13 protein-coding genes and 1 pseudogene are annotated in these 23,975 nt (G+C 65.4%); 7 read left to right on the forward strand and 7 right to left on the reverse strand.

Annotated elements, in window-relative coordinates:
• Nucleotides 1-135 precede the first annotated feature (135 nt).
• From tldD to FHR94_RS04750, 7 genes are all read right to left on the reverse strand, one after another.
• Nucleotides 136-1,590: a metalloprotease TldD gene (gene tldD / locus FHR94_RS04720; RefSeq protein ID WP_183324486.1), complete on the reverse strand. Its 1,455-nt coding sequence runs from the start codon at nt 1,588-1,590 to the stop codon at nt 136-138.
• Nucleotides 1,587-5,456, reverse strand: a complete 3,870-nt coding sequence (locus FHR94_RS04725) for a YhdP family phospholipid transporter (RefSeq protein ID WP_183324487.1) — start codon at nt 5,454-5,456, stop codon at nt 1,587-1,589. Before FHR94_RS04725 ends, tldD begins: the two co-directional genes overlap by 4 nt.
• A gap of 4 nt (nt 5,457-5,460) precedes the next feature.
• On the reverse strand, nt 5,461-6,924 hold the full coding sequence (gene rng, locus FHR94_RS04730) for a ribonuclease G (protein ID WP_183324488.1): 1,464 nt from the start codon (nt 6,922-6,924) through the stop codon (nt 5,461-5,463).
• A gap of 33 nt (nt 6,925-6,957) precedes the next feature.
• Nucleotides 6,958-7,557 (reverse strand): Maf family protein, encoded by a 600-nt coding sequence (locus FHR94_RS04735; protein ID WP_183324489.1) that lies wholly within the window; start codon nt 7,555-7,557, stop codon nt 6,958-6,960.
• Nucleotides 7,558-7,571: 14 nt separating this feature from the next.
• Nucleotides 7,572-8,063 (reverse strand): rod shape-determining protein MreD, encoded by a 492-nt coding sequence (gene mreD / locus FHR94_RS04740; RefSeq protein ID WP_183324490.1) that lies wholly within the window; start codon nt 8,061-8,063, stop codon nt 7,572-7,574.
• Nucleotides 8,063-8,941, reverse strand: coding sequence for a rod shape-determining protein MreC (gene mreC, locus FHR94_RS04745; RefSeq protein ID WP_221188367.1), 879 nt, complete (start codon nt 8,939-8,941; stop codon nt 8,063-8,065). Before mreC ends, mreD begins: the two co-directional genes overlap by 1 nt.
• A 75-nt stretch (nt 8,942-9,016) precedes the next feature.
• Complete coding sequence (locus FHR94_RS04750) at nt 9,017-10,054, reverse strand: rod shape-determining protein (protein ID WP_183324491.1); 1,038 nt, start codon at nt 10,052-10,054, stop codon at nt 9,017-9,019.
• 179 nt (nt 10,055-10,233) lie between these two features.
• On the opposite strand from FHR94_RS04750, the gene gatC reads away from it, so the two are divergent.
• The 7 genes and pseudogenes from gatC to FHR94_RS04785 all read left to right on the forward strand — a co-directional run bounded on the left by gatC (nt 10,234) and on the right by FHR94_RS04785 (nt 23,975).
• Complete coding sequence (gatC, locus tag FHR94_RS04755) at nt 10,234-10,521, forward strand: Asp-tRNA(Asn)/Glu-tRNA(Gln) amidotransferase subunit GatC (protein WP_183324492.1); 288 nt, start codon at nt 10,234-10,236, stop codon at nt 10,519-10,521.
• Between the two features lie 51 nt (nt 10,522-10,572).
• Nucleotides 10,573-12,063: an Asp-tRNA(Asn)/Glu-tRNA(Gln) amidotransferase subunit GatA gene (gene gatA, locus FHR94_RS04760; RefSeq protein ID WP_183324493.1), complete on the forward strand. Its 1,491-nt coding sequence runs from the start codon at nt 10,573-10,575 to the stop codon at nt 12,061-12,063.
• A complete protein-coding gene (gene gatB / locus FHR94_RS04765; RefSeq protein ID WP_183324494.1) occupies nt 12,063-13,532 on the forward strand; it encodes an Asp-tRNA(Asn)/Glu-tRNA(Gln) amidotransferase subunit GatB in 1,470 nt (489 codons plus the stop codon). The genes gatA and gatB overlap by 1 nt, the downstream gene beginning before the upstream one ends.
• Nucleotides 13,529-13,982 (forward strand): annotated as a pseudogene (locus tag FHR94_RS04770) (helix-turn-helix domain-containing protein). The gene gatB and the pseudogene FHR94_RS04770 overlap by 4 nt, the downstream one beginning before the upstream one ends.
• A 197-nt stretch (nt 13,983-14,179) precedes the next feature.
• On the forward strand, nt 14,180-17,251 hold the full coding sequence (locus FHR94_RS04775; protein ID WP_183324495.1) for a BPTD_3080 family restriction endonuclease: 3,072 nt from the start codon (nt 14,180-14,182) through the stop codon (nt 17,249-17,251).
• A 10-nt stretch (nt 17,252-17,261) separates the two neighbouring features.
• On the forward strand, nt 17,262-20,150 hold the full coding sequence (locus FHR94_RS04780; RefSeq protein WP_183324496.1) for a site-specific DNA-methyltransferase: 2,889 nt from the start codon (nt 17,262-17,264) through the stop codon (nt 20,148-20,150).
• Nucleotides 20,151-20,168: 18 nt separating this feature from the next.
• Nucleotides 20,169-23,975, forward strand: a complete 3,807-nt coding sequence (locus tag FHR94_RS04785; RefSeq protein ID WP_221188368.1) for an AAA family ATPase — start codon at nt 20,169-20,171, stop codon at nt 23,973-23,975.

Genomic DNA, 23,975 nt, shown 5'->3' on the forward strand with positions numbered 1-23,975 from the left:
AAGCTCGAAGCTCGAAGCTCGAAGCTCGAAGCTCGAAGCTCGAAGCTCGAAGCTCGAAGCTCGAAGCTCGAAGCTCGAAGCTCGAAGCTCGAAGCCAGGATTTGTCTTCCCGCTTCCAGCTTCAAACTTTCAGCTTCAGGATTGCGTTCCCCCTACGGTCAGCTCGTCGAGCTTGAGCGTCGGCTGGCCGACACCCACCGGGACCCCCTGCCCCTCCTTGCCGCAGACCCCGATGCCGGTGTCGAGCTCGAGGTCATGGCCGACCATCGACACGCGACCCATGGCCTCGGGACCGTTGCCGATCAGGGTCGCGCCCTTGACCGGAACGGTGAGCCTGCCGTCCTCGATCAGGTAGGCTTCGCTGGCCGAGAACACGAACTTGCCCGAGGTGATGTCCACCTGGCCGCCGCCGAAGCTGACCGCATAGAGCCCGCGACGCACGCTCTGGATGATATCTGCCGGGTCATCCTGGCCAGCCCGCATGTAGGTGTTGGTCATGCGTGGCATGGGCAGGTGGGCGAAGGATTCACGGCGCGCATTGCCGGTAGGCGCCATGCCCATCAGCCGGGCATTGAGCTTGTCCTGCATATAGCCGGTGAGGATGCCGTCCTCGATCAGGGTCGTGCTTTGCCCCGGGGTGCCCTCGTCATCGACGCTCATGGAGCCACGCCGGTCGGCCAGGGTGGCATCATCCACCACGGTGACGCCGGGAGCCGCCACCCGCTCGCCCATGCGCCCGGCGAAGGCCGAGCTGCCCTTGCGGTTGAAGTCCCCCTCGAGCCCGTGCCCTACCGCCTCGTGCAGCAGGATACCCGGCCAACCGGCCCCCAGCACCACCGGCATCTGGCCGGCCGGCGCGTCGACCGCTTCCAGGTTGACCAGGGCCTGGCGCACCGCCTCCCGGGCATAGCGTTCGGCGACATTCTCGTCGCGCAGGCGCGCCATCGGGTAACGACCGCCGCCGCCGGCGCTGCCCCGCTCGCGGCGCCCGTTGCGCACCGCGATCACGCTGACGTTGAAGCGCACCAGCGGGCGAATATCCGCCGCCAGGGTGCCGTCGCTGGCACGCACCAGCACCACCTCGTGCACGCCGGTCAACGAGGCGCTGACCTGGCTCACCGCGGGGTCGGCCGCCCGAGCGATCCGGTCGGCGAGCTTGAGCATGGCCACCTTGTCGTCGGCGGAGAGCCCGGTCAACGGATCGACTCCGGCATAGCGGGGATCACTGGCCACGGCGATACGGGGCGCCACCGCGAGACGATCACCGCGCCTGACGATGCCGGCCGCGGTGCGCCCCGTCTCGGCCAGGGCATCGGCGGTGATCTGATTGGAATAGGCGAAGCCGGTCTTCTCGCCGGCCATGGCCCGTACCCCGACGCCGCCATCGATGTTGTAGCTGGCCTCCTTGACCTCGCCGTCCTCCAGCACCCACCCCTCGTGCCAGCTGCGCTGGAAGTAGAGATCGGCATAGTCGACACCCGGCCCCATGGCATGGCCAAGGCCGGCGTCCAGTGCATCGAGATCCAGGCCGCCCGGGGCCAGCAGGGTCAGGACGGCGTCATCAAGCAGCGCATGTGTCGGTGAGGTCATTCGGCACTTTCCAGAGAGATCTGCGGCGAGGTCCAGGGTCCCCGCACGCGATAGTGAATTCGGGTGACGCGATCGATGGCATCACCGAACAGCTTGTCGGCGAGGTAGAGCGCCCCGCCAACCACCGGCGCACCGGCGATCACCGCCGCCAGTGGCAGGTTGCGGCTCACCGGCACTGTGACGCCGAGCCGCATGTCGAGTTCCCGACGGGCCAGGGCGACACTGCCATCCAGCGTGAAGCGGGTGGCCGGTCCCTCGATCATCACCGGTCCGCGGGTTTCCAAGACCCCACCATACAGGGTCGCGTCACCGCTGACACGGTCGAAGGCGGTGCCTTGTCCGGTGACGTCGGAAAAGTCCAGGCGCAACCGGCGCAGCAGGTAGTCGACGTTGAGCAGCCCCACCAGCCTCGCGGAGGGCGACTCGAGATGGACAAAGCGGCCATCGCGCAGCCTGACCGCCAGGCTGCCTCGGGAGCGCTCCAGGGCGAACTGCCAGGGGGCACCCGGCCAGGCCAGCTGACTCTGGACGCGGGTTTCCGCGCTGCGCAGCACCACCGGCTGGCCGAGGGCCGCCAGGGCCGTCCCGGCGTCTCCGCCATCGAGGTCGAGGCGGGCCCGGGTCAGGCTGGCCGACGAGCCGGTGGCCTCCCAGACCAGGTCGCCATGGGCCGAGATCTCGCCCAGGGTCAGGCCCAGCGGCTGAAGCCGCAGGCGCTCGGAACCGGCCTGCCACCCCACGTTGAGAGGGCCGAAGCGCTGGCCCTGCCAGGTCAGATCGGCGATCCTCAGACGCCCGACCGGCAGCCCGTCGACCCACGCCGGAAAGGGGACCGGTTCGGGCGGGATGGCGAGTTCGTCGAACAACCGCCCTCCCCCCTGCCGCGTTCCCTCGGCCGACGGCACCAGGCCATCCAGGGTCAACCGCTCCAGGGCGATGTCCAAGGGCACCGACAGCCCCGGTCGATAGTCGACGTGCCCGTCCAGCAGGCTACCACCCAGATCCAGACGCCAGCCCCCCGCATCCGGACGCCCCTGGGCGGACAGCGAGCCGAGACAGCGCGACTCGACGCTCAAGCAGTCGGTTTCCAACCTTACCCGGGACAGGGACACCGCGCCACCGGCCTGCGCCGCACCGCCCTCGGCCAAGGGCGCCAGATCCACGGCCCAGTCTCGCGGGGCCAGGCGCGGCAGGTAGGCCAGCACCGACCAGCCTGCCCCCTCGGGCCAGGCCAACGGCGCCTCGCGCCCGATCCACACTTGCCCCTGGCCGCCGCCCCGCTCTCGCCAACGCAAGCCGAGGCGACTGCCGAGCCGCCCCCTCAGCCGCATTTCCTGCTCCAGGACCAGGTCCAGACGTAGCGGCAGTATCGCCTCGGCGGCCTTGCCCAGTGGCGCCGGCAGGGCGATGCTCAACCCCTCGAGGGTGCTCTCCAGGTGCAGCGAAGGCGCCTCGCCGCCGATGGCCACATGACCTTGCCACGGCAGGCGGCCCTGCACCACGTCGTCACCCCGCGGGATCCCGGCCCGGGTCAGCAGCGCCTCGGCGGTGGCGGTGCCGGAGAGCGCGATCTCCCCCGCGTCGGTCTCGAGGGTAGCCCGAACCGGTCCCCCTAGCAGGCGGCCGGCGAGCTCTCCAGAAAGCGCCCCCTGACCGGCCGCCTGGTGCCAGGCCAGCGGGCCCGACAGCGCCGTCACCTCGAGTCCGGAAGGCGCGTGGCGCAGTTGCGCCCGATCGAGACGGCCCTCGATGTCCAGCGCCAGGGCCTCGGGTGAGGCCAGCGGCAGGGTCAGCGACAGCTCGGCCGTCGCCTCACCTTCGCCTTGCAACGACTGCACCGCCGCCATGCCCTCGACCGGCATCGCCGCCAAGTAGTCCCGAAGGGCCGGCACCCCGGCTGCGAGGTCGGCCGTCACCGCCACGCGCCCTTCCGCCAGGCGCACCTCGCCCTGCCTGGCCCGGACCCCAAGACTCACGGCATGGTCGATGTCGGCGCTCAGGGTCTCGTCTTCCACCGCCAGGCGCCCCGTGACTTGCGTCAGCGCCGGCCAGTCCGGGGCGAAGGGCAGCCGGCCATCGACGACCTCGAGATCGAGTTCCAGGGTCGGGTCGATCTTCTCGTCCTCGGACGCCCGGGGACGGATCGGCACATGCAGGCGCAGCGTCCCTTGGGATACACGACCGGCCACCTCCGCGGCCAGCCAGTCTCCGAGCTCGGCGTTCACCTTCTGGCGCAGCAGCGGCATGGGCAGCCAGTCGGTAAGCGGCCGGGAGACGGCATCCACGTCGTGAAAATCCAGCGACAGGCCGAAGCCACCGCGACCCTGCCCGCCGACGGAGAGCCCGAAGCCGCCCGTCACCCCGGCCCCCTGCCAGACGGCTTCGAGCCCGCGACCACTGACGAAGCTGTGCGGCCCGTCATAGGCCCAGTCCACCTGGCCACTCGCCCGGGTGAGGCGCATGGGCGCCTGGAAGAGCTGCGGGAAGTACAGCTGCGTGCCGTCGCCGCCCGCGAACTCGACGTGTCCGGTGAGATTGCGCGATTCCACCCAGATATCCAGCGGCCCCCCGCCCGGGGCCTGCTGCCAGGGCGATACCTCCACATCGGTGGCCGAGGCGCGCGCCAGCCACTCGCCTTCGCGACGCCCCAGGGCGAGGCCCGTGACACGCCCGCGGGGCGCCAGGGTGGCGACCGTCCTGGCCAGCCCTTCGGGAAGCGGCAGGCGGCCCTGCCAGGCGGCCAGGGCGCCCAGTTCGAACCCGCTGGTGGTGAGCCACCAGTCCTCCCCGGCGCCCGTGGCGTGCCAGTAGCGGGGTACCGCCAGACCGGAACTTCCCTCGGCGCGCACCGGCGCGGCCCAGTCGGCGCTCTCGGCATCGCCCTCCAGCCAGGCTTCCCAACCCTCCTCCTGGCGCAGCCACTGGCCACGCACGCTGAGCTCGCGCAGCACGATCGACGACGGCTCCGGCCCAGGGGGCACATCCTGGCGCTGCAGCGAGAGCAGCGGCACCTCGAGGTCGAGGCGAGCATCGGCCAGCGCCCCTCGCTGCCAGCGCCCCCAGAGCCTGGCCTGGCCACTGGCGGCCTGCAGCGCCAGGCGATCGCCGACCCCCAGCAGTTCGACGACACTCAGCAGGCTCTTCAGCTGCATGTCCGCTTGCAGCGCCGCGCTAAAGTCCTGCAGGCCACCGGGGCCAGGCACCAGTTCCATCACCACCCGCATGGCCTGGTCGCGCTGCCCTGCCACTCGCACCTCGCCCTCGAGATGGGCGCGCCGCGCATCTCCGGTCATCAGCAGCCGAGGGGCCTGCAGGATCGTCTCCTGGCGCTGGCCATGGAGCACCACCCGCAGGTCCTCGACCCAGGCCCGCTGACGCAGTAGCACGCCTACCCAGAAGTCCAGCCGCTGAAGATCGAAGCGCCCCTCGGGCGTCAGCGCCTCCGGCACCTCGGCGGGAGCCGGCCAGCGCCAGCGTCCTTCCTGATCCTGGTAGAGGTGCAGGGTCACGCCCTCGAGACGGGCCTGGGAGAGCCGAGGCATGCCCAGGCGCAGGCTGTCCAGGGTATCGAGGCGCAGCCGGGCCCGCTCCACCTCGAGCAGCGGGAAGTGTCCGAGCCCCTCACGGGAACGGAGGTCCAGGTCGGCGAGTTCCAGGCGAGGATCAAAGCCTGTCAGGCCGCCGTCGAGGCGCTCGAGGGTCACCACCGCCTCGAGACGCGACGACAGCAGGCTCTCCAGACGCCCGGTCACCGCATCGGCCTGGCCCAACAGCAGGCGCAGGACCAGAGTCAGCAGCGCCAGCACCGCCATCAGCAGCGCTATCAACGTCAACGACCAGCGGATGACCAGGCGAATCGGCGGCATGGACTCACATCAGCACGATGTCGTACTGCTCCTGGGAATAATGGATCTCGACCTGGAAGCGGATGGTCTTGCCGATGAACTCCTCCAGGTCTGCCACCGCCGCCGATTCCTCGTCGAGCAGCCGGTCGACCACCGCTTGGGAAGCCAGCACGGTGTAGGTCTCGGCGCTATAGGCCCGCTCCTCGCGCAGGATCTCGCGGAAGATCTCGTAGCAGACCGACTCCGGGGTCTTGAGGGTTCCACGCCCCTGGCAGGCCGGACAGGCCTCGCACAGGGTCTGCTCGAGACTTTCCCGGGTGCGCTTGCGGGTCAACTGGACGAGCCCCAGTTCGGTGACGCCGGTACACTTGGTCTTGGCATGATCGCGCTCCAGCGACTTCTCCAGCATCCGCAGCACCTGGCGCTTGTGCTCGGCGTCCTCCATGTCGATGAAGTCGATGATGATGATGCCGCCGAGGTTGCGCAAGCGTAGCTGGCGCGCGATGGCGGTGGCGGCCTCGAGGTTGGTCTTGAAGATGGTCTCTTCGAGGTTGCGGTGCCCCACGTAGCCGCCGGTGTTGACGTCGATGGTGGTCATCGCCTCGGTAGGATCGATGACCAGGTAACCGCCCGATTTGAGTTGGACCTTGCGCCCCAGTGCCTTCTGGATCTCGTCCTCGACGCTGTAGAGGTCGAAGATCGGCCGCTCGCCGGCATAGTGCTCGATACGCCCCACGGCATCGGGCATGAACTCCTCGGCAAACTCGAGGAGCTTGACGTGGTTCTCCCGGGAGTCGATGCGCACCTTCTCGATGTCGTCACGCATCACGTCACGCAGGATGCGGATGAACAGTGGCAGGTCGTCGTAGATCACGCTGGGCGCCGAGGCGGTCACCCGGCGCTCGCTGACCTTGCGCCACAGGCGCAGCAGGAAGTGCATATCGGTGGCCAGCGCCTCGACGCTTACCCCCTCGGCGGCGGTGCGCACGATGAAGCCGCCGGTCACCTCCAGGCTCTGCTCGGCCAGGGCCGTCTCGATCAGTCCTCGCAGCCGCTCACGCTCGCTCTCGTCCTCGATGCGCTGGGAGACCCCGTTGTGCGGCGCGTCCGGCATGTAGACCAGATAACGCGATGGCACCGAGAGATGGGTGGTCAGCCGCGCCCCCTTGGAGCCGATGGGGTCCTTGGTGACCTGCACCACCAGCGACTGCCCCTCATGGAGCAGGGTGCCGATAGAGGCCTGATCATCGGCGGGGGTGCCCGGCGGCATCACCTCGTGGGCGTGGATGAAGGCGGCGCGGTCGAGCCCGATGTCGACGAAGGCGGCCTGCATACCAGGCAGCACCCGGACCACCCGGCCCTTGTAGATGTTGCCGACAATGCCCCGGCGTCGGGCCCGCTCGATGAAGGCCTCCTGAAGCACGCCGTTCTCGACCACGGCGACGCGGGTTTCCATCGGCGTCAGGTTGATGAGTACTTCACCGCTCATGCGGAAATCCTTGTCCAGAAGAAACTCGGGGCATTATGACATAGCGCGATTCCATATCGGCACGCCCTGGCGTGCCAGCAGCGACGCGGTCTCGAAGAGCGGCAGGCCCACCACCGCCGAATGGCTGCCCTCGAGGCGAGCGATGAACACCGCCGCCAACCCCTGGATGGCGTAGCCGCCGGCCTTGTCCACGGGCTCGCCGGTAGCCCAGTAGGCACGGATCTCGTCCTCGTCGATCACCCGCATCACGACGCGGGTAGGCACGCAGGTCTCGAGCAGCCCGGCCGGGCCGCTCACGGCCACCGCGGTCAGCACCTCGTGGGATCGGCCCGACAGGGAGCTCAGCATGGCCGCGGCATGCGAGCGCCCCTCGGGCTTGCCGAGGATCTCGCCGTCGCGCACCACGGCGGTGTCCGACCCCAGGACCGGCAGCGGTGACAACCGCGCACCGGCCAGGGCCTTCTCGCGGGCCAGCCGCGTCACGTAGGCGTCGGCCGGCTCCCCAGGCCGCGGGGTCTCGTCGATATCCACCGGGCATACCTCCACCGCCACCCCGATCGAGGCCAGCAGATCACGACGACGGGGCGAGGCCGAGGCCAGGCAGAGCACAGGGGACACATCAGGAGCAGGCATGGCGGACTCCCGCATCAGGAGCTGGCGGGACGGCGGCGCAGGGCCCGGAACAGGGTAGTCAGCCAAGGCCACAGGGCCGCCCCGATCAGCGAGGGCAACAGGAAGGAGAGATGGATGGAGAAGGGCCCCAGCAGGGTGCGCAGCCACTGCTCGACCAGCTGGACCGTGCCCAACAGCACCAGGATCAGTACCGCCTGCTGCAGCAGCGAGTAGGCCCGAAAGCGCGGATAGACCAGCGCGCAGAGGAAGGCCAACAGCGACAGCAGCAGGGCATTCTGGCCCAGCGGCGCGCCCTCGATCAGGTCGAGCAGAAGGCCCAGCACGAAGCCATGGAAGACGCCGACCCGTCGGGGCACCCTCATGCACCAGTAGATGAGCATCAGCCCCAGCCAGTCGGGGCGCCAGATCTGCCAGCCATCGGCCAGCGGCATCACCTGCAGGCAAAGTGCCAGCAGCAGGGTCAGCCAGATCCAGGGCAGGTTCACGGCGGGGTTACTCGTCGCCATCACGCTTCCTTCTCGATCAGTCCCGCTACCTCCAGGGCAGCCTCGAGGGCGGTAGGCGACAGGTGGCGGGACCAGCCGCCCCGCCCGGGCACCGGATGCGGCTCGGGAGGAAACAGCAGCAGGAAGTGGCGGGAGCGCTGCAGCTGGGCGACCGGCACCGCCGTGACTCGGGCGAAGGGCTGGCCGGGATCGTGGACCACCTCGGCGACCCGGGCCACGGGGTAGCCGGCAGGGAAGCGGCCCGCGAGCCCCGACGTCACCAGCAGATCTCCTTCGCGGATGTCGGCGGTGTCGGGAACATGCAGCACATTCAGCGCTTGATAGTTCCCGGATCCCTGGACGATAAAGCGCAGTCCATTGCGATTGACCTGGACCGGTAGGGCATGACTGGCATCGGCCAGCAGCAGCACCCGGCCGGCATAGGCCGATACCGCGGTGACCTGTCCCACCAACCCCGAGGCATCCATCACCGGCTGTCCCACATAGACCCCGTCACGATGGCCGCGGTCGATCACCATCTGGTGGGTGAAGGGGTCGGCATCCAGCGACAACAGTTCGGCGGTGATGTAGGGGATATCCCGCTCGCGGGTGGCCAACAGCAGCTCGCGCAGCCGCACATTCTCCGCGGTGAGGCTGGCCATGCGCTGTACCCGGTGCGACAGGGTCAGAATCTGCTCGCGCAGCCGCCGGTTCTCCTCCACCAGGGCCTGCTGGTCCGAGAGCACCAGCGCGCCCCAGTTGAGGGCGTCACTCGGCAGGCTCACCAGCCACTGGATCGGCGCCACCAGGGTGGAGAGCTGAGCCCGCACGGCCTCCATGCGTCTGGAGTGCAGATCGGCAACCATCAGCCCCGTGGCCAGCAGGGCACACAGCAGCATGCGATAACCGGGTACCGATCCGTGCGAGAACAGCGGTTTGATAGAGGGTCCCCCTGCGATATCCCGTGCAGGTCGTCAGTCGCTAGACAGGAGCTCGAAGGTGTGCTGATCGATCATCTCGAGGGCCTTGCCGCCGCCGCGAGCCACGCAGGTCAGCGGATCCTCGGCGACCACCACCGGCAGGCCGGTCTCCTCGGCGATCAGCTTGTCCAGGTCGCGCAGCAGCGCCCCGCCGCCGGTCAGCACCAGGCCGCGCTCGGCGATATCGGAGGCCAGCTCCGGGGGCGCCTGCTCCAGGGCGCTCTTCACCGCGGCGACGATGGAGCTCAGGGTCTCCTGCAGGGCATCGAGGATCTCGTGGGAGTTAAGGGTGAAACTCCTCGGGATGCCCTCGGCGAGGTTGCGGCCCCGCACATCGATCTCGCGCAGTTCACCGCCCGGGTAGGCACAGCCGATCTCCTCCTTGATCCGCTCGGCGGTGGCTTCGCCAATCAGGCTGCCGTAGTGGCGACGCACATAGGCAGTGATGGCTTCATCGAAGCGGTCGCCGCCGACGCGGATGGATTCCGAGTAGACCACGCCGTTGAGCGAGATGATGGCGATCTCGCTGGTGCCGCCGCCGATATCGACGACCATCGAGCCCTGGGCCTCTTCCACCGGCAGGCCGGCCCCGATCGCCGCGGCCATCGGCTCCTCGATCAAGAACACCTCACGGGCACCGGCCCCCTCGGCGGACTCCTTGATGGCCCGGCGCTCCACCTGGGTCGACATGCAGGGGACGCAGACCAGCACCCGCGGGCTCGGGGTCAGGAAGGTGCTCTGGTGGACCTTGCGAATAAAGTACTGGAGCATCTGCTCGGTGACGGTGAAGTCGGCGATCACCCCATCCTTCATGGGCCGGATCGCGGTGATGTTGCCGGGGGTACGGCCCAGCATGCGCTTGGCATCGAAACCCACGGCGGCCACGCTGCGCATGTTGCCGGACTGGCGAATCGCCACGACCGACGGCTCGTCGAGCACGATGCCGCGACCGCGGACATAGATCAGCGTATTGGCCGTCCCCAGGTCGATCGACAGATCGCTGGAGAACAGCCCCCTCAAGCGTTTGAACATGGAGTCGTTACCTAGTGCAGTCCGGGAGCCCTGTGCGGTGGCAAACGGTATCACCGTGGCCCCCCTGCAGCAAGCGCAACCCCGTGCGCCGCCCCCCGCCAGACCTGCCAGCCGCGGCCGGGATGTGGTACCTTTTGCGGTCATTTTACCTGACCCCATCCCTTCGAGGACATCCGAACATGGCGCTTGAACACGCAGACGTTCTCAGGGCCGCCCATCTCGCCCGGCTCGGCATGGACGACGAAGAGGCCGCCCGTTACCTGGACGACCTCGGCCGCATCCTGGAGATGGTCGACCAGCTGCAGGCCCTCGACACCCAGGGGGTCGCCCCCCTGGCCCACCCGCTGGATGCCACCCAGCGCCTGCGCGCCGACGAGGTCACCGAGAGCGACCAGCGCGAAACCTTCCAGCGCTGCGCGCCGGCGGTGGAAAACGGCCTCTATCTGGTGCCGCGGGTCGTCGAATGATTCGCCTCGCCCTCCCCCGTCAACGGCAAGCCATCACGGAGCCCAGGGCCCATGCATGACAAGACACTGACCGAACTCGCCGCCGCGCTGTCCGCCGGCGAGTTCTCCAGCCGCGAGCTCACCGAGCACCTGCTGGCACGCATCGAGCGCCACGATGGCGAACTCAACAGCTTCATCACCGTCACCGCTGAGCAGGCCCTCGAGGCCGCGGACCAGGCCGATGCCGCCCGCGCCCAGGGCGAGGCCGGCCCGCTGACCGGCCTGCCGCTGGCGCTGAAGGACATCTTCTGCACTCGGGGCGTGAAGACCAGCGCCGGCTCGCGGATGCTCGACAACTTCGTCTCGCCCTATGATGCCACCGTGGTCGAGAAGCTCGCGGCCGCCGGTACCGTGAGCCTCGGCAAGACCAACATGGACGAGTTCGCCATGGGTTCGTCCAACGAGAATAGCTTCTATGGCCCGGTGAAGAACCCCTGGGACCTCGCCGCGGTGCCCGGTGGCTCCTCCGGCGGCAGTGCCGCCGCGGTGGCCGCGGGGCTGGTGCCGGCGGCCATGGGCACCGACACCGGCGGCTCGATCCGCCAGCCGTCGGCCTTCTGCGGCCTCACCGGGCTGAAGCCCACCTACGGCCGAGTATCGCGCTACGGCATGATCGCCTACGCCTCGAGCCTCGATCAGGCCGGCCCCATGGCGCGTTCGGCCGCCGACTGTGCGCTGCTGCTCGGCGCCATCGCCGGCCATGACCTGCGCGACTCCACCAGCGTGGCCCGGGGGGTACCCGACTATACGGAGGAGCTCGACGCCCCGCTGTCCGGCCTCAAGATTGGCCTGCCCCGGGAGTACTTCGGCGACGGCCTATCGCCCGAGGTGGAAGGCGCGGTGCGCGAGGCGATCGGCGTCTTTGAGACGCTGGGCGCCACGGTGCGCGAGGTCAGCCTGCCGCATACCCCCTACGCCATCCCCGCCTACTACGTCATCGCCCCGGCGGAGGCTTCCTCCAACCTGTCACGCTTCGATGGCGTGCGCTTCGGCTACCGCTGCGAGGCGCCGGCCGACCTGATCGACCTCTACAAGCGCAGCCGCGCTGAGGGCTTCGGTGAGGAGGTCAAGCGGCGCATCCTGATCGGTACCCACACTCTGTCCGAGGGCTTCTTCGACGCCTACTACAAGAAGGCCCAGCAGGTGCGCCGGCTGATCCGCCAGGACTTCCTCGACGCCTTCGACGAGGTCGACGTGCTGATGGGCCCGGCCTCGCCGACGCCGGCCTTCGACCTGGGCGCCAACAAGGACCCGGTATCGATGTACCTGCAGGATATCTACACCATCGCCGTGAACCTGGCCGGCATTCCCGGTATCAGTGTGCCGGCCGGCTTCACGGGAGGCCGCTCCACGGGAGGCCGCCCCACGGGAGGCCGCCCCATCGGCCTGCAGATCCTCGGCACCCACTTCGCCGAGGCGCGGCTGCTCAACGTCGCCCACCAGTTTCAGCAGGCCACCGACTGGCACCTGCGCCGTCCCGGGATCATTGAGGAGACCGCCTGATGCAATGGGAAACCGTGATCGGCCTGGAGGTCCACGTCCAGCTCGCCACCCGTTCCAAGATCTTCTCCGGCGCCTCCACCGCCTTCGGCGCCGAGCCCAACACCCAGGCCTGCGCCGTGGATCTGGGCCTGCCTGGCGTGCTGCCGGTGCTCAACGAGCAGGCCGTGGCCATGGCCGTGCAGTTCGGCCTGGGCATCCATGCCGAGATTCCCGAGGTCTCGGTGTTCGATCGCAAGAACTACTTCTACCCGGACCTGCCCAAGGGCTACCAGACCAGCCAGATGTACCATCCCATCGTGGGGCCCGGCGAGGTGGAGATCGCCCTCGACGACGGCAGTACCAAGGCCGTGCGCGTGCACCACGCCCACCTCGAGGAGGATGCCGGCAAGTCGCTCCACGAGCTCTTCTCCAACGGAAGGGGCCACGGCATGACCGGGATCGACCTGAACCGGGCCGGCACCCCGCTTTTGGAGATCGTCTCCGAGCCGGACATGCGCAGCGCCAAGGAGGCAGCAGCCTACCTCAAGGCGATCCATTCCATCGTCACCTACCTAGGGATCTCCGACGGCAACATGGCCGAGGGCTCGATGCGTTGCGACGTCAACGTCTCGGTGCGCCCCAAGGGCCAGGAAGCCTTCGGCACCCGCGCCGAGATCAAGAACGTCAACTCCTTCCGCTTCGTCGAGCGGGCCATCGAATACGAAGTGGAACGCCAGATCGAGCTGCTCGAGGATGGCGGCACGGTGATCCAGGAGACGCGCCTGTTCGATCCCGAGGCGGATGAGACCCGCAGCATGCGCACCAAGGAGCAGGCCAACGACTACCGCTACTTCCCCTGTCCCGACCTGCTGCCGGTGGTGCTCGACCAGGCCTACGTGGATCATCTGCGCGACACCCTGCCGGAACTGCCCGCCGCCAAGCGTGCCCGCTTCGAGGGCGAGCTGGGCCTGTCCGCCTATGACGCCGGGGTGCTCTCGGCCAGCCGCGAGATGGCCGAGTACTTCGAAGAGGTCAAAGACGTCTGCGGCGACGCCAAGCAGGCCGCCAACTGGGTGCAGGGCGAGCTCTCCGGAGCCCTCAACCGCGAAGGCTTGGCCATCGGCGACAGCCCGGTCTCGGCCCGCCAACTCGGCGAGCTGATCCGCCGTGTCATGGACGATACCATCAACGGCAAGGCCGCCAAGCAGGTCTTCCAGGCGCTGTGGAACGACCAGGGCGAGAGTGCCGACGAGGTGATCGAGGCCAAGGGCCTTAAGCAGGTTACCGACACCGGTGCCATCGAGGCCATGATCGATCAGGTCATCGCGGACAGCCCGGCCCAGGTGGCCCAGTATCGCGACGCCGAGCCCGAGAAGCGCGGCAAGATGATCGGCTACTTCGTCGGGCAGGTAATGAAGGCCTCACGGGGCACCGCCAATCCCCAGCAGGTCAACGCCCTGCTCAAGGAGAAGCTCGACGCCCTGTGCTGAGGCCTGGCACGGGCGCGCGACTGCGCGCCCTGCGTAACCTGAAAGGTATATCCCAGCGCGAGCTGGCCAAGCGTTGCGGCGTGACCCACTCCAGCCTCTCACTCATCGAGCAGGGCAAGGTGAGCCCCTCGGTGAGCTCGCTGAAGAAGATCCTCGACGCCATCACCATGAGCGTCGGCGACTTCTTCGCCATGGACTTGGAGAGCCGCAACCGGGTCTTCTATGCGGCCGACGAGTTGGCCGACGTGGACACCGGCCGCGAGATGATCGCCCACCAGGGCGAGGAGGCCGGCGTGCTGCTGGAAGGCGAGATCGATGATCACCATCGGCGCCGACGCTCGGGTGCTGGGCCCCGGCAAGGCCTACTACTTCGACACCAACGTCTCCCACCGCTTCCGCAACCGCGATAGCGTGCCCTGTCGGCTGGAGAGCTGCGCCACCCCGGCGTGAGCCTTCTGACTGGCCGATAATCGCCCCAACATGACGCGGCCAAAGTCGCATTCGTACATTCAGCGACAATCTGATATCGCTCTGTTACGCTTTCCTGAAAAATAGGATACCAATGCATCTTACGACGAAAGTTGGGACTACCTCCTCCTCATTGGAAGCAGGTTGTCATCACCAGCGCAGGAAGCTAGGCAGGGAACATGGAACCATTCTTCGAGCGACCCATACTCAACTCGCCCTATGAGTACCCCGGCCGCCATTGGGAGCTGGATGATCAGGGCCAACCCACCCAGAAAATCCTAGAGAAGCGTCGCAAGGCTGAGTTCATCACCCCTATCCCCAAGCCCAAGAAGCGCAAGGATGGCGGCAAGCAGGCCACCATGGCGTTCGACGAAGGCCTGGGGCTGTCTGATGACGACCAGCAGTACGATCACACGGCCGTTATTACTGCCGTACGTGAGGAGGTGGACAAATGGCGCCGCCTCCCCAACCCCAGCGACTGGCGCGTGACCCCGGAAACCGCCCGGCTGCTGCAGCACTGGCGACACCATGACTACGCCGGCATCCGCCCCTTCTTCTGCCAGGTCGAGGCCGTGGAAACGGCCATCTGGCTGACCGAGGTCGCCCCGAAGATCGGCAAGAACGGCGCTCGCTTCCTGGAGCACCTGGCCAACGCCAACAACGAGGCCAACCCGGAGCTTATGCGCCTGGCGCTCAAGCTCGCCACCGGGGCCGGTAAGACCACCGTCATGGCCATGCTGATCGCCTGGCAGACCCTAAATGCCGTGCGTCACCCCAACAGCAAGCGTTTCACGCGCGGTTTCCTGCTGGTTGCCCCCGGCATCACCATTCGCGACCGCCTGCGCGTGCTGATGCCCAATGATCCGGACAGCTACTACAAGAGCCGCGAGCTCGTGCCCAGCGACATGCTGGAGGATCTGGGCAAGGCCAAGATCGTCATCACCAACTACCACGCCTTCAAACGGCGTGAACGCCTGGAACTCTCCCGAGGTGGTCGCCTGCTGCTGCAGGGGCGAGGCGGGGATGAGCTGAACACGATCGAATCCGAAGGCCAGATGCTGCAGCGGGTCATGCCCGAGCTGATGGGGCTGAAGAATATCCTCGTCATCAACGACGAAGCCCACCACTGCTACCGCGAGAAGCCGGGGGACGCCGACGAAGAAGCCCTCAAGGGCGATGAGAAGAAAGAGGCCGAGAAGAACAAGGAAGCCGCCCGCCTGTGGATCAGCGGCCTGGAGGCGGTCAATCGCAAGCTGGGCGTTGCTCGCGTGTATGACCTCTCCGCCACGCCCTTCTTCCTCAGCGGTTCAGGCTACGTGGAAGGCACCCTCTTCCCCTGGACCATGAGCGACTTCTCGCTGATGGATGCCATCGAGTGCGGCATCGTCAAGCTACCCCGAGTCCCCGTGGCCGAGAATATCCCCGGCAACGAAATGCCCATGTTCCGCGAACTGTGGAAACACATCGGCAAGAAGATGCCCAAGAAAGGTCGCGGTCAGGGCAAGGAGCTCGACCCCCTCAGCATCCCGGTAGAGCTGCAGACCGCTCTCCAGGCCCTCTATGGCCACTACGAGAAGACCTGGCAGCTCTGGCAGAAGGCCGGCATCAAGGTGCCCCCCTGCTTCATCGTGGTGTGCAACAACACCGCCACCTCCAAGCTCGTCTACGACTACATCTCCGGCTTCGTTCGCGAGAACGAAGATGGCACAGAAAATGTCGAGAACGGCCGCCTGGAGCTGTTCCGCAACTTCGACGAGCACGGCAACCCTCTTCCCCGCCCCAACACCCTGTTGATCGACAGCGAACAGCTGGAGTCCGGCGAGGCCCTGGACAAGAACTTCCGCACCCTGGCCGCCGACGAGATCGAGCGCTTCAAGCGCGAGGCGCTGGAACGGGGCGGGGCCCTGGCCAACGACCTGCGCGCCGGCAAGGAGATCGACGACGCCACGCTGCTGCGCGAGGTCATGAACACCGTCGGCAAGAAGGATCAGCTCGGCGAATCCATCCGCTGCGTGGTCTCCGTCTCCATGCTCACCGAGGGCTGGGACGCCAATACCGTCACCCACGTGCTGGGCGTGCGCGCCTTCGGCACCCAGCTGCTCTGCGAGCAGGTGATCGGCCGCGCCCTGCGCCGCCAGTCCTATGACCTCAATGAAGAGGGACGCTTCAACGTCGAATACGCCGACGTGCTCGGCATCCCCTTCGACTTCACCGCCAAGCCGGTGATCGCCCCGCCCCAGCCGCCACGGGAAACCGTTCAGGTCAAGGCCGTGCTGCCGGAACGTGAAGCGCTGGAGATCACCTTCCCCCGCGTGGCCGGCTACCGCGTGGAGCTGCCGGATGAGCGCCTCACGGCACACTTCAACGAGGACTCGGTGTTCGAGCTCACCCCGGCCATCGTCGGCCCTTCGATCACCAAGAACTCCGGCATCATCGGCGAGGCGGTGGACCTCAGCCTCGAGCATATCCGCGACATGCGACGCTCCTCGCTGCTCTTCCACCTCACCCAGCGCCTGCTATACACCAAGTGGCGTGACCCCGGCGAGGAGCCCAAGCTGCACCTGTTCGGCCAGCTCAAGCGCATCACCCGGCAGTGGCTAGACACCTGCCTGGTCTGCAAGGGCGACACCTACCCTGGCCTGCTGATGTACCAGGCCCTGGCCGATATCGCCTGCGACCGCATCACCGCGGCCATTACCCGTGCCGAACAGGGCAAACGCCCCATCAAGGCGGTGCTCGACCCCTACAACCCCACCGGCTCCACGGTGCACGTCAACTTCCCTACTACCAAGACAGAGCGCTACGAAACCGACAGCCGCCACTGCCAGCTCAACTGGGTGGTGCTCGACAGCGACTGGGAGGCCGAGTTCTGCCGCGTCGCCGAGGCCCATCCGCACGTGCTGGCCTACGTGAAGAACCACAACCTCGGGTTCGAGGTGCCCTACCGCTACGCATCGGAAACCCGCAGCTATCGCCCGGACTTCATCGTGCAGGTCGACGACGGCCACGGCGAAGATGACCCGCTCAACCTGATCGTCGAGATCAAGGGTTACCGCGGCGAGGATGCCAAGGAGAAGAAGGCCACCATGGATACCTACTGGGTGCCCGGGGTGAACCACCTGGGCAGCTATGGCCGCTGGGCCTTCGCCGAATTCACCGATGTGTTCCAGATGCAGGACGACTTCGCCAGCAAGGTCGAGTCCGAGTTCCACCACATGATCAGCCGCGTGACCGCCAAGCCGGCAGCGTAAGGGATTTACCATGGCCAGAAAGACACAATCCACGACTCCCAAGTCCGTCGAGTCTCTCACCCACGACGAGGCCACGCGGCGCAATATCCCCACCGCCGAATACCAGTCGGTGATGCGCAAGGACGACCAGGCTCCGGTCAGGGTCAGCTACCCGCGCGGCAACGGTGAGCTGAGCGAGGAGAAGGAGAACCGCAACCGCGATCTGGACCCCCAGCTGGTCTGGCGCGGCAAGGATCAGCAGGACTGGTCCGATCTGGTGGTGCACGCTCCGCCGCTCTACATCCAGGAGAAGGTGCACCCCAAGGTGCTGATCGACGACCTGCGCCGGCGCAGCGAGGCCGATCAGCAGGCCAGCGACGACCAGCACGATCTTTTCGCCGATTTCAACGGCCTGGAAAACGACGCCGCCACTACAGAGTTCTACCAGCACGAGGCCCACTGGACCAACCGCATGATTCTAGGCGACAGCCTGCAGGTGATGGCCAGCCTGGCTGAGCGCGAGGGCCTGCGCGGCAAGGTGCAGTGCATCTATCTCGACCCACCCTACGGTATCAAATTCAACTCCAACTTCCAGTGGTCCACCACCAGTCGCGACGTCAAGGATGGCAATGCCGCCCATATCACCCGCGAGCCGGAAATGGTCAAGGCCTTTCGCGATACGTGGCGGGATGGCATACATTCCTACCTGACCTACCTACGTGACCGACTTACAGTAGCTCGAGACTTATTGACCGATTCTGGCTCCATCTTCGTGCAGATTGGTGATGAAAATATACACAGAGTTAGAGCGGTGATGGATGATGTTTTTGGAGAGCAGAACTTTGCCAGCTTAATCACCATTCAGACAACCACGGGCTTTGAATCAAATTACTTGGGCAATATGTCCGATTTTGTCCTTTGGTACACAAGAGAAAAATCAAGCGGAAAATCAAGACCTCCTTTTTATAAAAAGGATTTCACGTTGGGGGAAGGAAATGCGAAATGGCTATTTTTTGATGACTTCACCTACCGTGGTGTTAGCACTAAGGAAACTCGAGGCGCACACCCCATTCCTAGTAAAGCAAAACCATACTCGCCGGGTGATATGGCATCACAAGGTCGCGCTAAAGATAAACAACCTTTTGCATTTAGAGGAAAAACTTATGATCCGTGGAAAAAGAACTCTCACTGGAAGGCGAACTATCCGTCAGGCGTTGAGCGCCTTGCCAAGGCTGGACGGATTCATGTAGCCAAAAACTCGATTCGATATATACGATTCCATACTGATTTCGAGCTAGCAGTTCACGGAAATATCTGGACCGATACTGGTTCGGGAAATTTTACAGATGACAAGGTGTATGTTGTTCAGACAGCAACAAAGGTCATCGAGCGCTGTCTTTTGATGGCAACCGATCCTGGCGACTTGGTCCTAGACCCCACCTGTGGTTCAGGCACCACTGCCACCATCGCAGAACAATGGGGCCGTCGCTGGATCACCATCGATACATCGCGCGTAGCGCTGGCCCTGGCCCGCGCCCGGATCATGGGTGCCCGCTACCCCTACTATTTGCTGGCCGACAGCCGCGACGGCCAGCTTAAGGAAGCGGAAATCACCCGCACGGCGCCCTCCAGCCAGCCTACCCGGGGCAATATCGGCCACGGTTTCGTGTACCAGCGAGTGCCCCATATCACCCTAAAGGCCATCGCCAACAACACCGAGATCGATGTGATCTGGGAGCGCTTCCAGGAAACCCTGGAGCCGCTCCGCGAGCGGCTCAACGACGCCGTGGCAGCCAAATGGGAGGAGTGGGAGATTCCCCGCGAGGCCGGTGAGGAGTGGCCGGAAGAGGCCAAGCAGATTCACGCCAGGTGGTGGGAGCAGCGCATCGCCCGCCAGCAGGAGATCGACGCCTCTATCGCCGCCAAGGCTGACCAGGAGTTCCTCTATGACAAACCCTACGAAGACAGGAAGAAGGTCCGCGTCGCCGGGCCCTTCACCGTGGAGAGCCTCTCGCCCCATAGGGTACTGGGCGTGGACGAGAACGACGAGCTGATCGACCCGGCCGTTGCCGAGAGCGAGGGTGACTACGCGGAAGAGCGCGACTTCGTGCAGATCATCCTGGAGAACCTCAAGACCGCCGGGGTCCAGCAGGCCCACAGGGAAGACAAGATCTCCTTCACTTCCCTCACCCCATGGCCAGGTGACCTGGCCTGCGCCGAGGGACGCTTTGTTGAGGGTAAAGGGGTCGAAGGAGGCGACGAGACAGCCGGCCAGGAGAAACGCGCCGCCATCTTCATCGGCCCCGAGTTCGGCACCGTCTCCCGCCCGGACCTGGTGGCCGCCGCCCGCGAGGCCGGCGACGCCGACTTCGACGTGCTGATCGCCTGCGCCTTCAACTATGACGCCCATTCCAGCGAGTTCGACAAGCTAGGGCGCATACCGGTGCTCAAGGCGCGCATGAATGCCGACCTTCACATGGCCGACGACCTCAAGAACACGGGTAAGGGCAACCTCTTCGTCATCTTCGGTGAGCCGGACATCGATATCCTCGATGCCGCAGGCCCGAATGGAACAGGTGACGGCGAACCGGGACAGATCCAGGTCAAGGTCAACGGGGTCGACGTCTTCCATCCCAACACCGGCGAGGTCCGCTCCGATGGCGCCGAGGGCATCGCCTGCTGGTTTATCGATACCGACTACAACGAGGAGAGCTTCTTCGTGCGCCAGGCCTACTTCCTCGGTGCCAACGACCCCTACAAGTCGCTGAAGACCACTCTCAAGGCGGAGATCGACGAGGACGCCTGGGCGACCCTCCACAGCGATACCTCGCGACCCTTCGCGAGGCCGAAGGCGGGGCGCATCGCGGTGAAGGTAATCAACCACCTCGGCGATGAAGTAATGAAGGTGTTCCGGGTATAAGCACAAGGAAACGATGACATGATCGAAGGCGCAAGGAAGCTCCCCGTCCACCACCTGACCATCCGCGTGCCCTGGCATGACAACGGGTGGCAGGGCACCTTCTGCCACAACCCCTGTAGCAATACCAGCTGCACCATCCTGCCCCGCATTGCCACCGGGCGTGACGACCGCCATGAAACCGAGCATGCCGGCGAGAGCCTCGAGGGGCTGGAGCGAGACCAGCTACCCCCCTGCGTGGATGAGCACGGCACCATCATGGCGCCCTTCCCGCAATCGCTGCTGAAACACCATCCCTATGCCAAGACGTCGGAAACCACGCACGGACACTTCGCCCCGACGCCCTACACCATACCGCCCTACTCGGCCGCCGCGATTCCCTTCCGCTGGATGCTCAAGGATCAGGCGGAGGGCAACGACCGCACCGGGGTCACTAGCCGGGCGGAGGCCTTGCAGCTCGGCTACGAAGTCGCGCGCGAACCCGAGCTGGGCTTTGACACCAACTGGGCCCAGGAAGGCACCAACCAGCGAATTCTGCTGGATACCTTCTTTAGCGCGGCCAAACCCGAGCAGTCTCTGGTGTTCTTCTACGCCAAGCGCACACCCCTCGCGGAAGACCCCCGCCGCGTGATCGTCGGTGTGGGCCGGGTGAAGAGCGTGGGCGCACCCACAGAGTATCGCTATGCGGGAGAGTCCCGCCCAACGGACCGGATCACCGGCTACCTCTGGGAGCGCAACATCACGCACTCCATCCGGCCGGATGTCAACGATGGCTTCCTGCTCCCGTACCAGGAGCTGCTGGTACTGGCTGAACAGGATGACACCATCGACCTGACGGACTGCGCCGCCTTCGCCCCTGACGAGTACTTCGAGAAATACTCCTACGGTAGCGAGCTGCTCCCTCAGGACGGCGCCATCGCCTCGCTGCTGGCCCTGGAGAAGGCTATCAAGGCTATGCGCCATCTCCTGGAGGCCCCCTGGGACGACTTCCTGGAGTGGATCGACCGCGAACTGAACCGGCTCTGGCAGGTTCGTGGCGCCTTCCCGGGCCTGGGGTCCGCCCTGCATGCCTTCGGCCTCCCCCACGGCAACCTGCTGGCCTGGCACCTGCTGGGCGACAGCGAACGACCGGTCGACCCCTGGCCGCTGCTCGGCGAGGCCCTGAGCCACCCCGACAGCCTGCCGGACTACCTTAGCGAAGGGATCGGCAAGACCCAGCGCCAGAAGTGGGAAAAACTGCCTGACGAACGCCGCGACCTGCTGATGCTGCTGGCCCGCTTCAACCTGTCCAACGATCAGGCGCTGCGCTGGTACCAGGCCACCGAGCGTGAATCCGCCAGGATCGGGCTGTCGGACAAGGAGATACTGGCGAATCCCTATCTCGTCTACGAACAGGACCGCCTGCAGGAAGACCCCATCGCCTTCTCGGTCATCGATCGCGGACTCTTTCCGCCTGAGACGCTGCGCCAGGCATTCCCGATACCGGAACCCAGCCCGGTGCATGAAGCCATCGACGAACGGCGCGTGCGTGCGCTCATGATCCATGTGCTGGAGCAAGCCGCCAGCGACGGCCATACCCTGCTGCCCGCCAGCTGGTTGATCCGGCGTGTACGCCAACAGCCGATGAAGCCTGACTGTCCGCTGGATGCCGATACCCTGTCGGTTGTCGAGGAGTGTCTCTCGCCGGACATCGCCGGCACCGCCATGGCGGACGAGCCGGCCTACCAGCTGCGGCGATTCACTGAGACCTCGCAACTGATCAGAAGCGTGATCACCAAACGCCGCAAGGGTACCCCCAATGGCGGCGAGCACGACTGGCTGGCTCTGGTCAACCGGGCGATTGACGGAAATGAGCTGACAGCGGCCCTCGACGATGACGACCAGCAGGCTCGCAAGGAGAAGGCCGCCGCCCTGGAGCAGATCTATCGGTCCCGCGTATCGGTACTGATGGGCTCTGCCGGTACCGGCAAGAGCACCCTGCTGAAGGCCCTCTGCGCCATCGAGTCGGTCACTAATGAAGGCGTGCTACTGCTGGCACCTACCGGCAAGGCGCGCGTGAGGCTCGAGCAGGCCAGCGGGATGGCCGGCGAGGGCAGGACGATTGCCCAGTTTCTCAATGGCCTGAACCGCTACGATGGCAAGACCGGGCGCTATTACGTCAACAGGTCGGCCCCAAAGTCCTCGGCGCACAGGACCGTGGTGATCGATGAGTGCTCTATGCTGACCGAGGAGCAGCTGGCGGCCCTTCTCGATGCCACCCAGGGCGTGGCTCGGCTGATTCTGGTCGGGGACTCTCGGCAGCTTCCACCCATCGGGGCCGGCCGCCCTTATGTGGATATCGTGGAGCACCTGAAACCGGGTAATGTCGAGAGCTTGTCCCCGCGGGTGGCACCGGGCTATGCCGAACTCACGGTAACGATGCGACAGCAGGGCCACGCGGAAAACGTACGCACCGATCTGCTGCTTGCCAATGCCTTCAGCGGTCGCCCCCAGGATGCGGGTGCCGACGAGGTGTGGCATACCCTCGGCGGGACAGAGTCCCCCTTCGTGAAACTGGTGCGCTGGAACGAGCCGGATCAGTTGCAGGCGAGGCTGATGGAAGAGATGGTGGCAGAGCTGGGTGAGCTCGACTCCATCAATGATGAAGTTGGACTCGAGGAGACCATCGGCGGTGTGCGCTCTGAATTCAAAGGCCAGACCAACGTCTTCTTCAACAACCGCTACAAGGATCTCTCGGGAGCGTCAGAGAAGGCCGAAGCGTGGCAGATCCTGTCCCCGGTGCGGCAAAGCCAGGTCGGGGTGCTGGCTCTAAATCGAGCCATACAGCAACAGTTTCGCAAAGATTTCATCGGAAAGGCGAATGCTACAGGATACAGACGTGTCATTCCGAGCCCTGCAGGTCCGGAAGGCATCATTTACGGTGACAAAGTCATCAACATCCAGAACAACAAAAAACGCTATGTCTACCCGGCAAAGGATGACAAATACGTAGCCAATGGAGACATTGGCATCGTTGTAGGCCACAGAAAAAAAAGAACAAGAAACAAGTTTCCGAAAAGCCTTGAAAAAGACCTTGAAGTCGAACTCTCCAGTCAATCCGGCTTCAAGTACCATTACAAACCGTGGGAGTTCGATGGTCAGGAAAAGACACCTCCACTAGAACTCGCCTATGCACTGACCATACACAAGACCCAGGGCAGCGAATTCGGCACGACCTTCCTGGTCATTCCCAACCCCTGCCGCCTGCTGTCACGGGAGATGCTCTATACAGCGTTAACTCGGCACAGAGAGAAGGTGGTCATTCTTCATCAGGGCGATTTCCGAGACCTGCACAGGTTCAGCCATAGTCAGTCATCGGAGATCTACCGCCGCATGACCAACCTGTTCTCGACATCCAAGCCTGTAGAAATCAAGACTGGCAACCAGTCCGTGTTCCTCGACGACAACCTGATCTACCGGACAGAGAAGAGAGAGCTGGTCCGCTCAAAATCAGAATGGATCATTGCCGACAAGCTTCACCGTGCAGGCATCGATTACCAGTATGAGCAGCCGCTGAAGCTTGGCGGCGTTGAGCGCTATCCGGACTTTACCATCAAGGATGATGACGGCGGACAAGCCTGGTACTGGAAACATAATGGCATGATGAACAACCACGAGTACCGGCAGCGCTGGGAACGCAAGCTGGCGGCCTATCGCCAACAGGGGATACTCCCGCTGTCAGAGGGCGGCGGAGACAACGGTATCCTGCTGGTGACGGAAGAGCATCAAGGTAAGGGGCTCAACGCCGAGGAAATCGAGGCCAACATTCAGCTGGTACTGAACGGATGA

Origin of the sequence: Halomonas cerina (assembly GCF_014192215.1) — a bacterium.
Taxonomy (GTDB): Bacteria; Pseudomonadota; Gammaproteobacteria; order Pseudomonadales; family Halomonadaceae; genus Halomonas; species Halomonas cerina.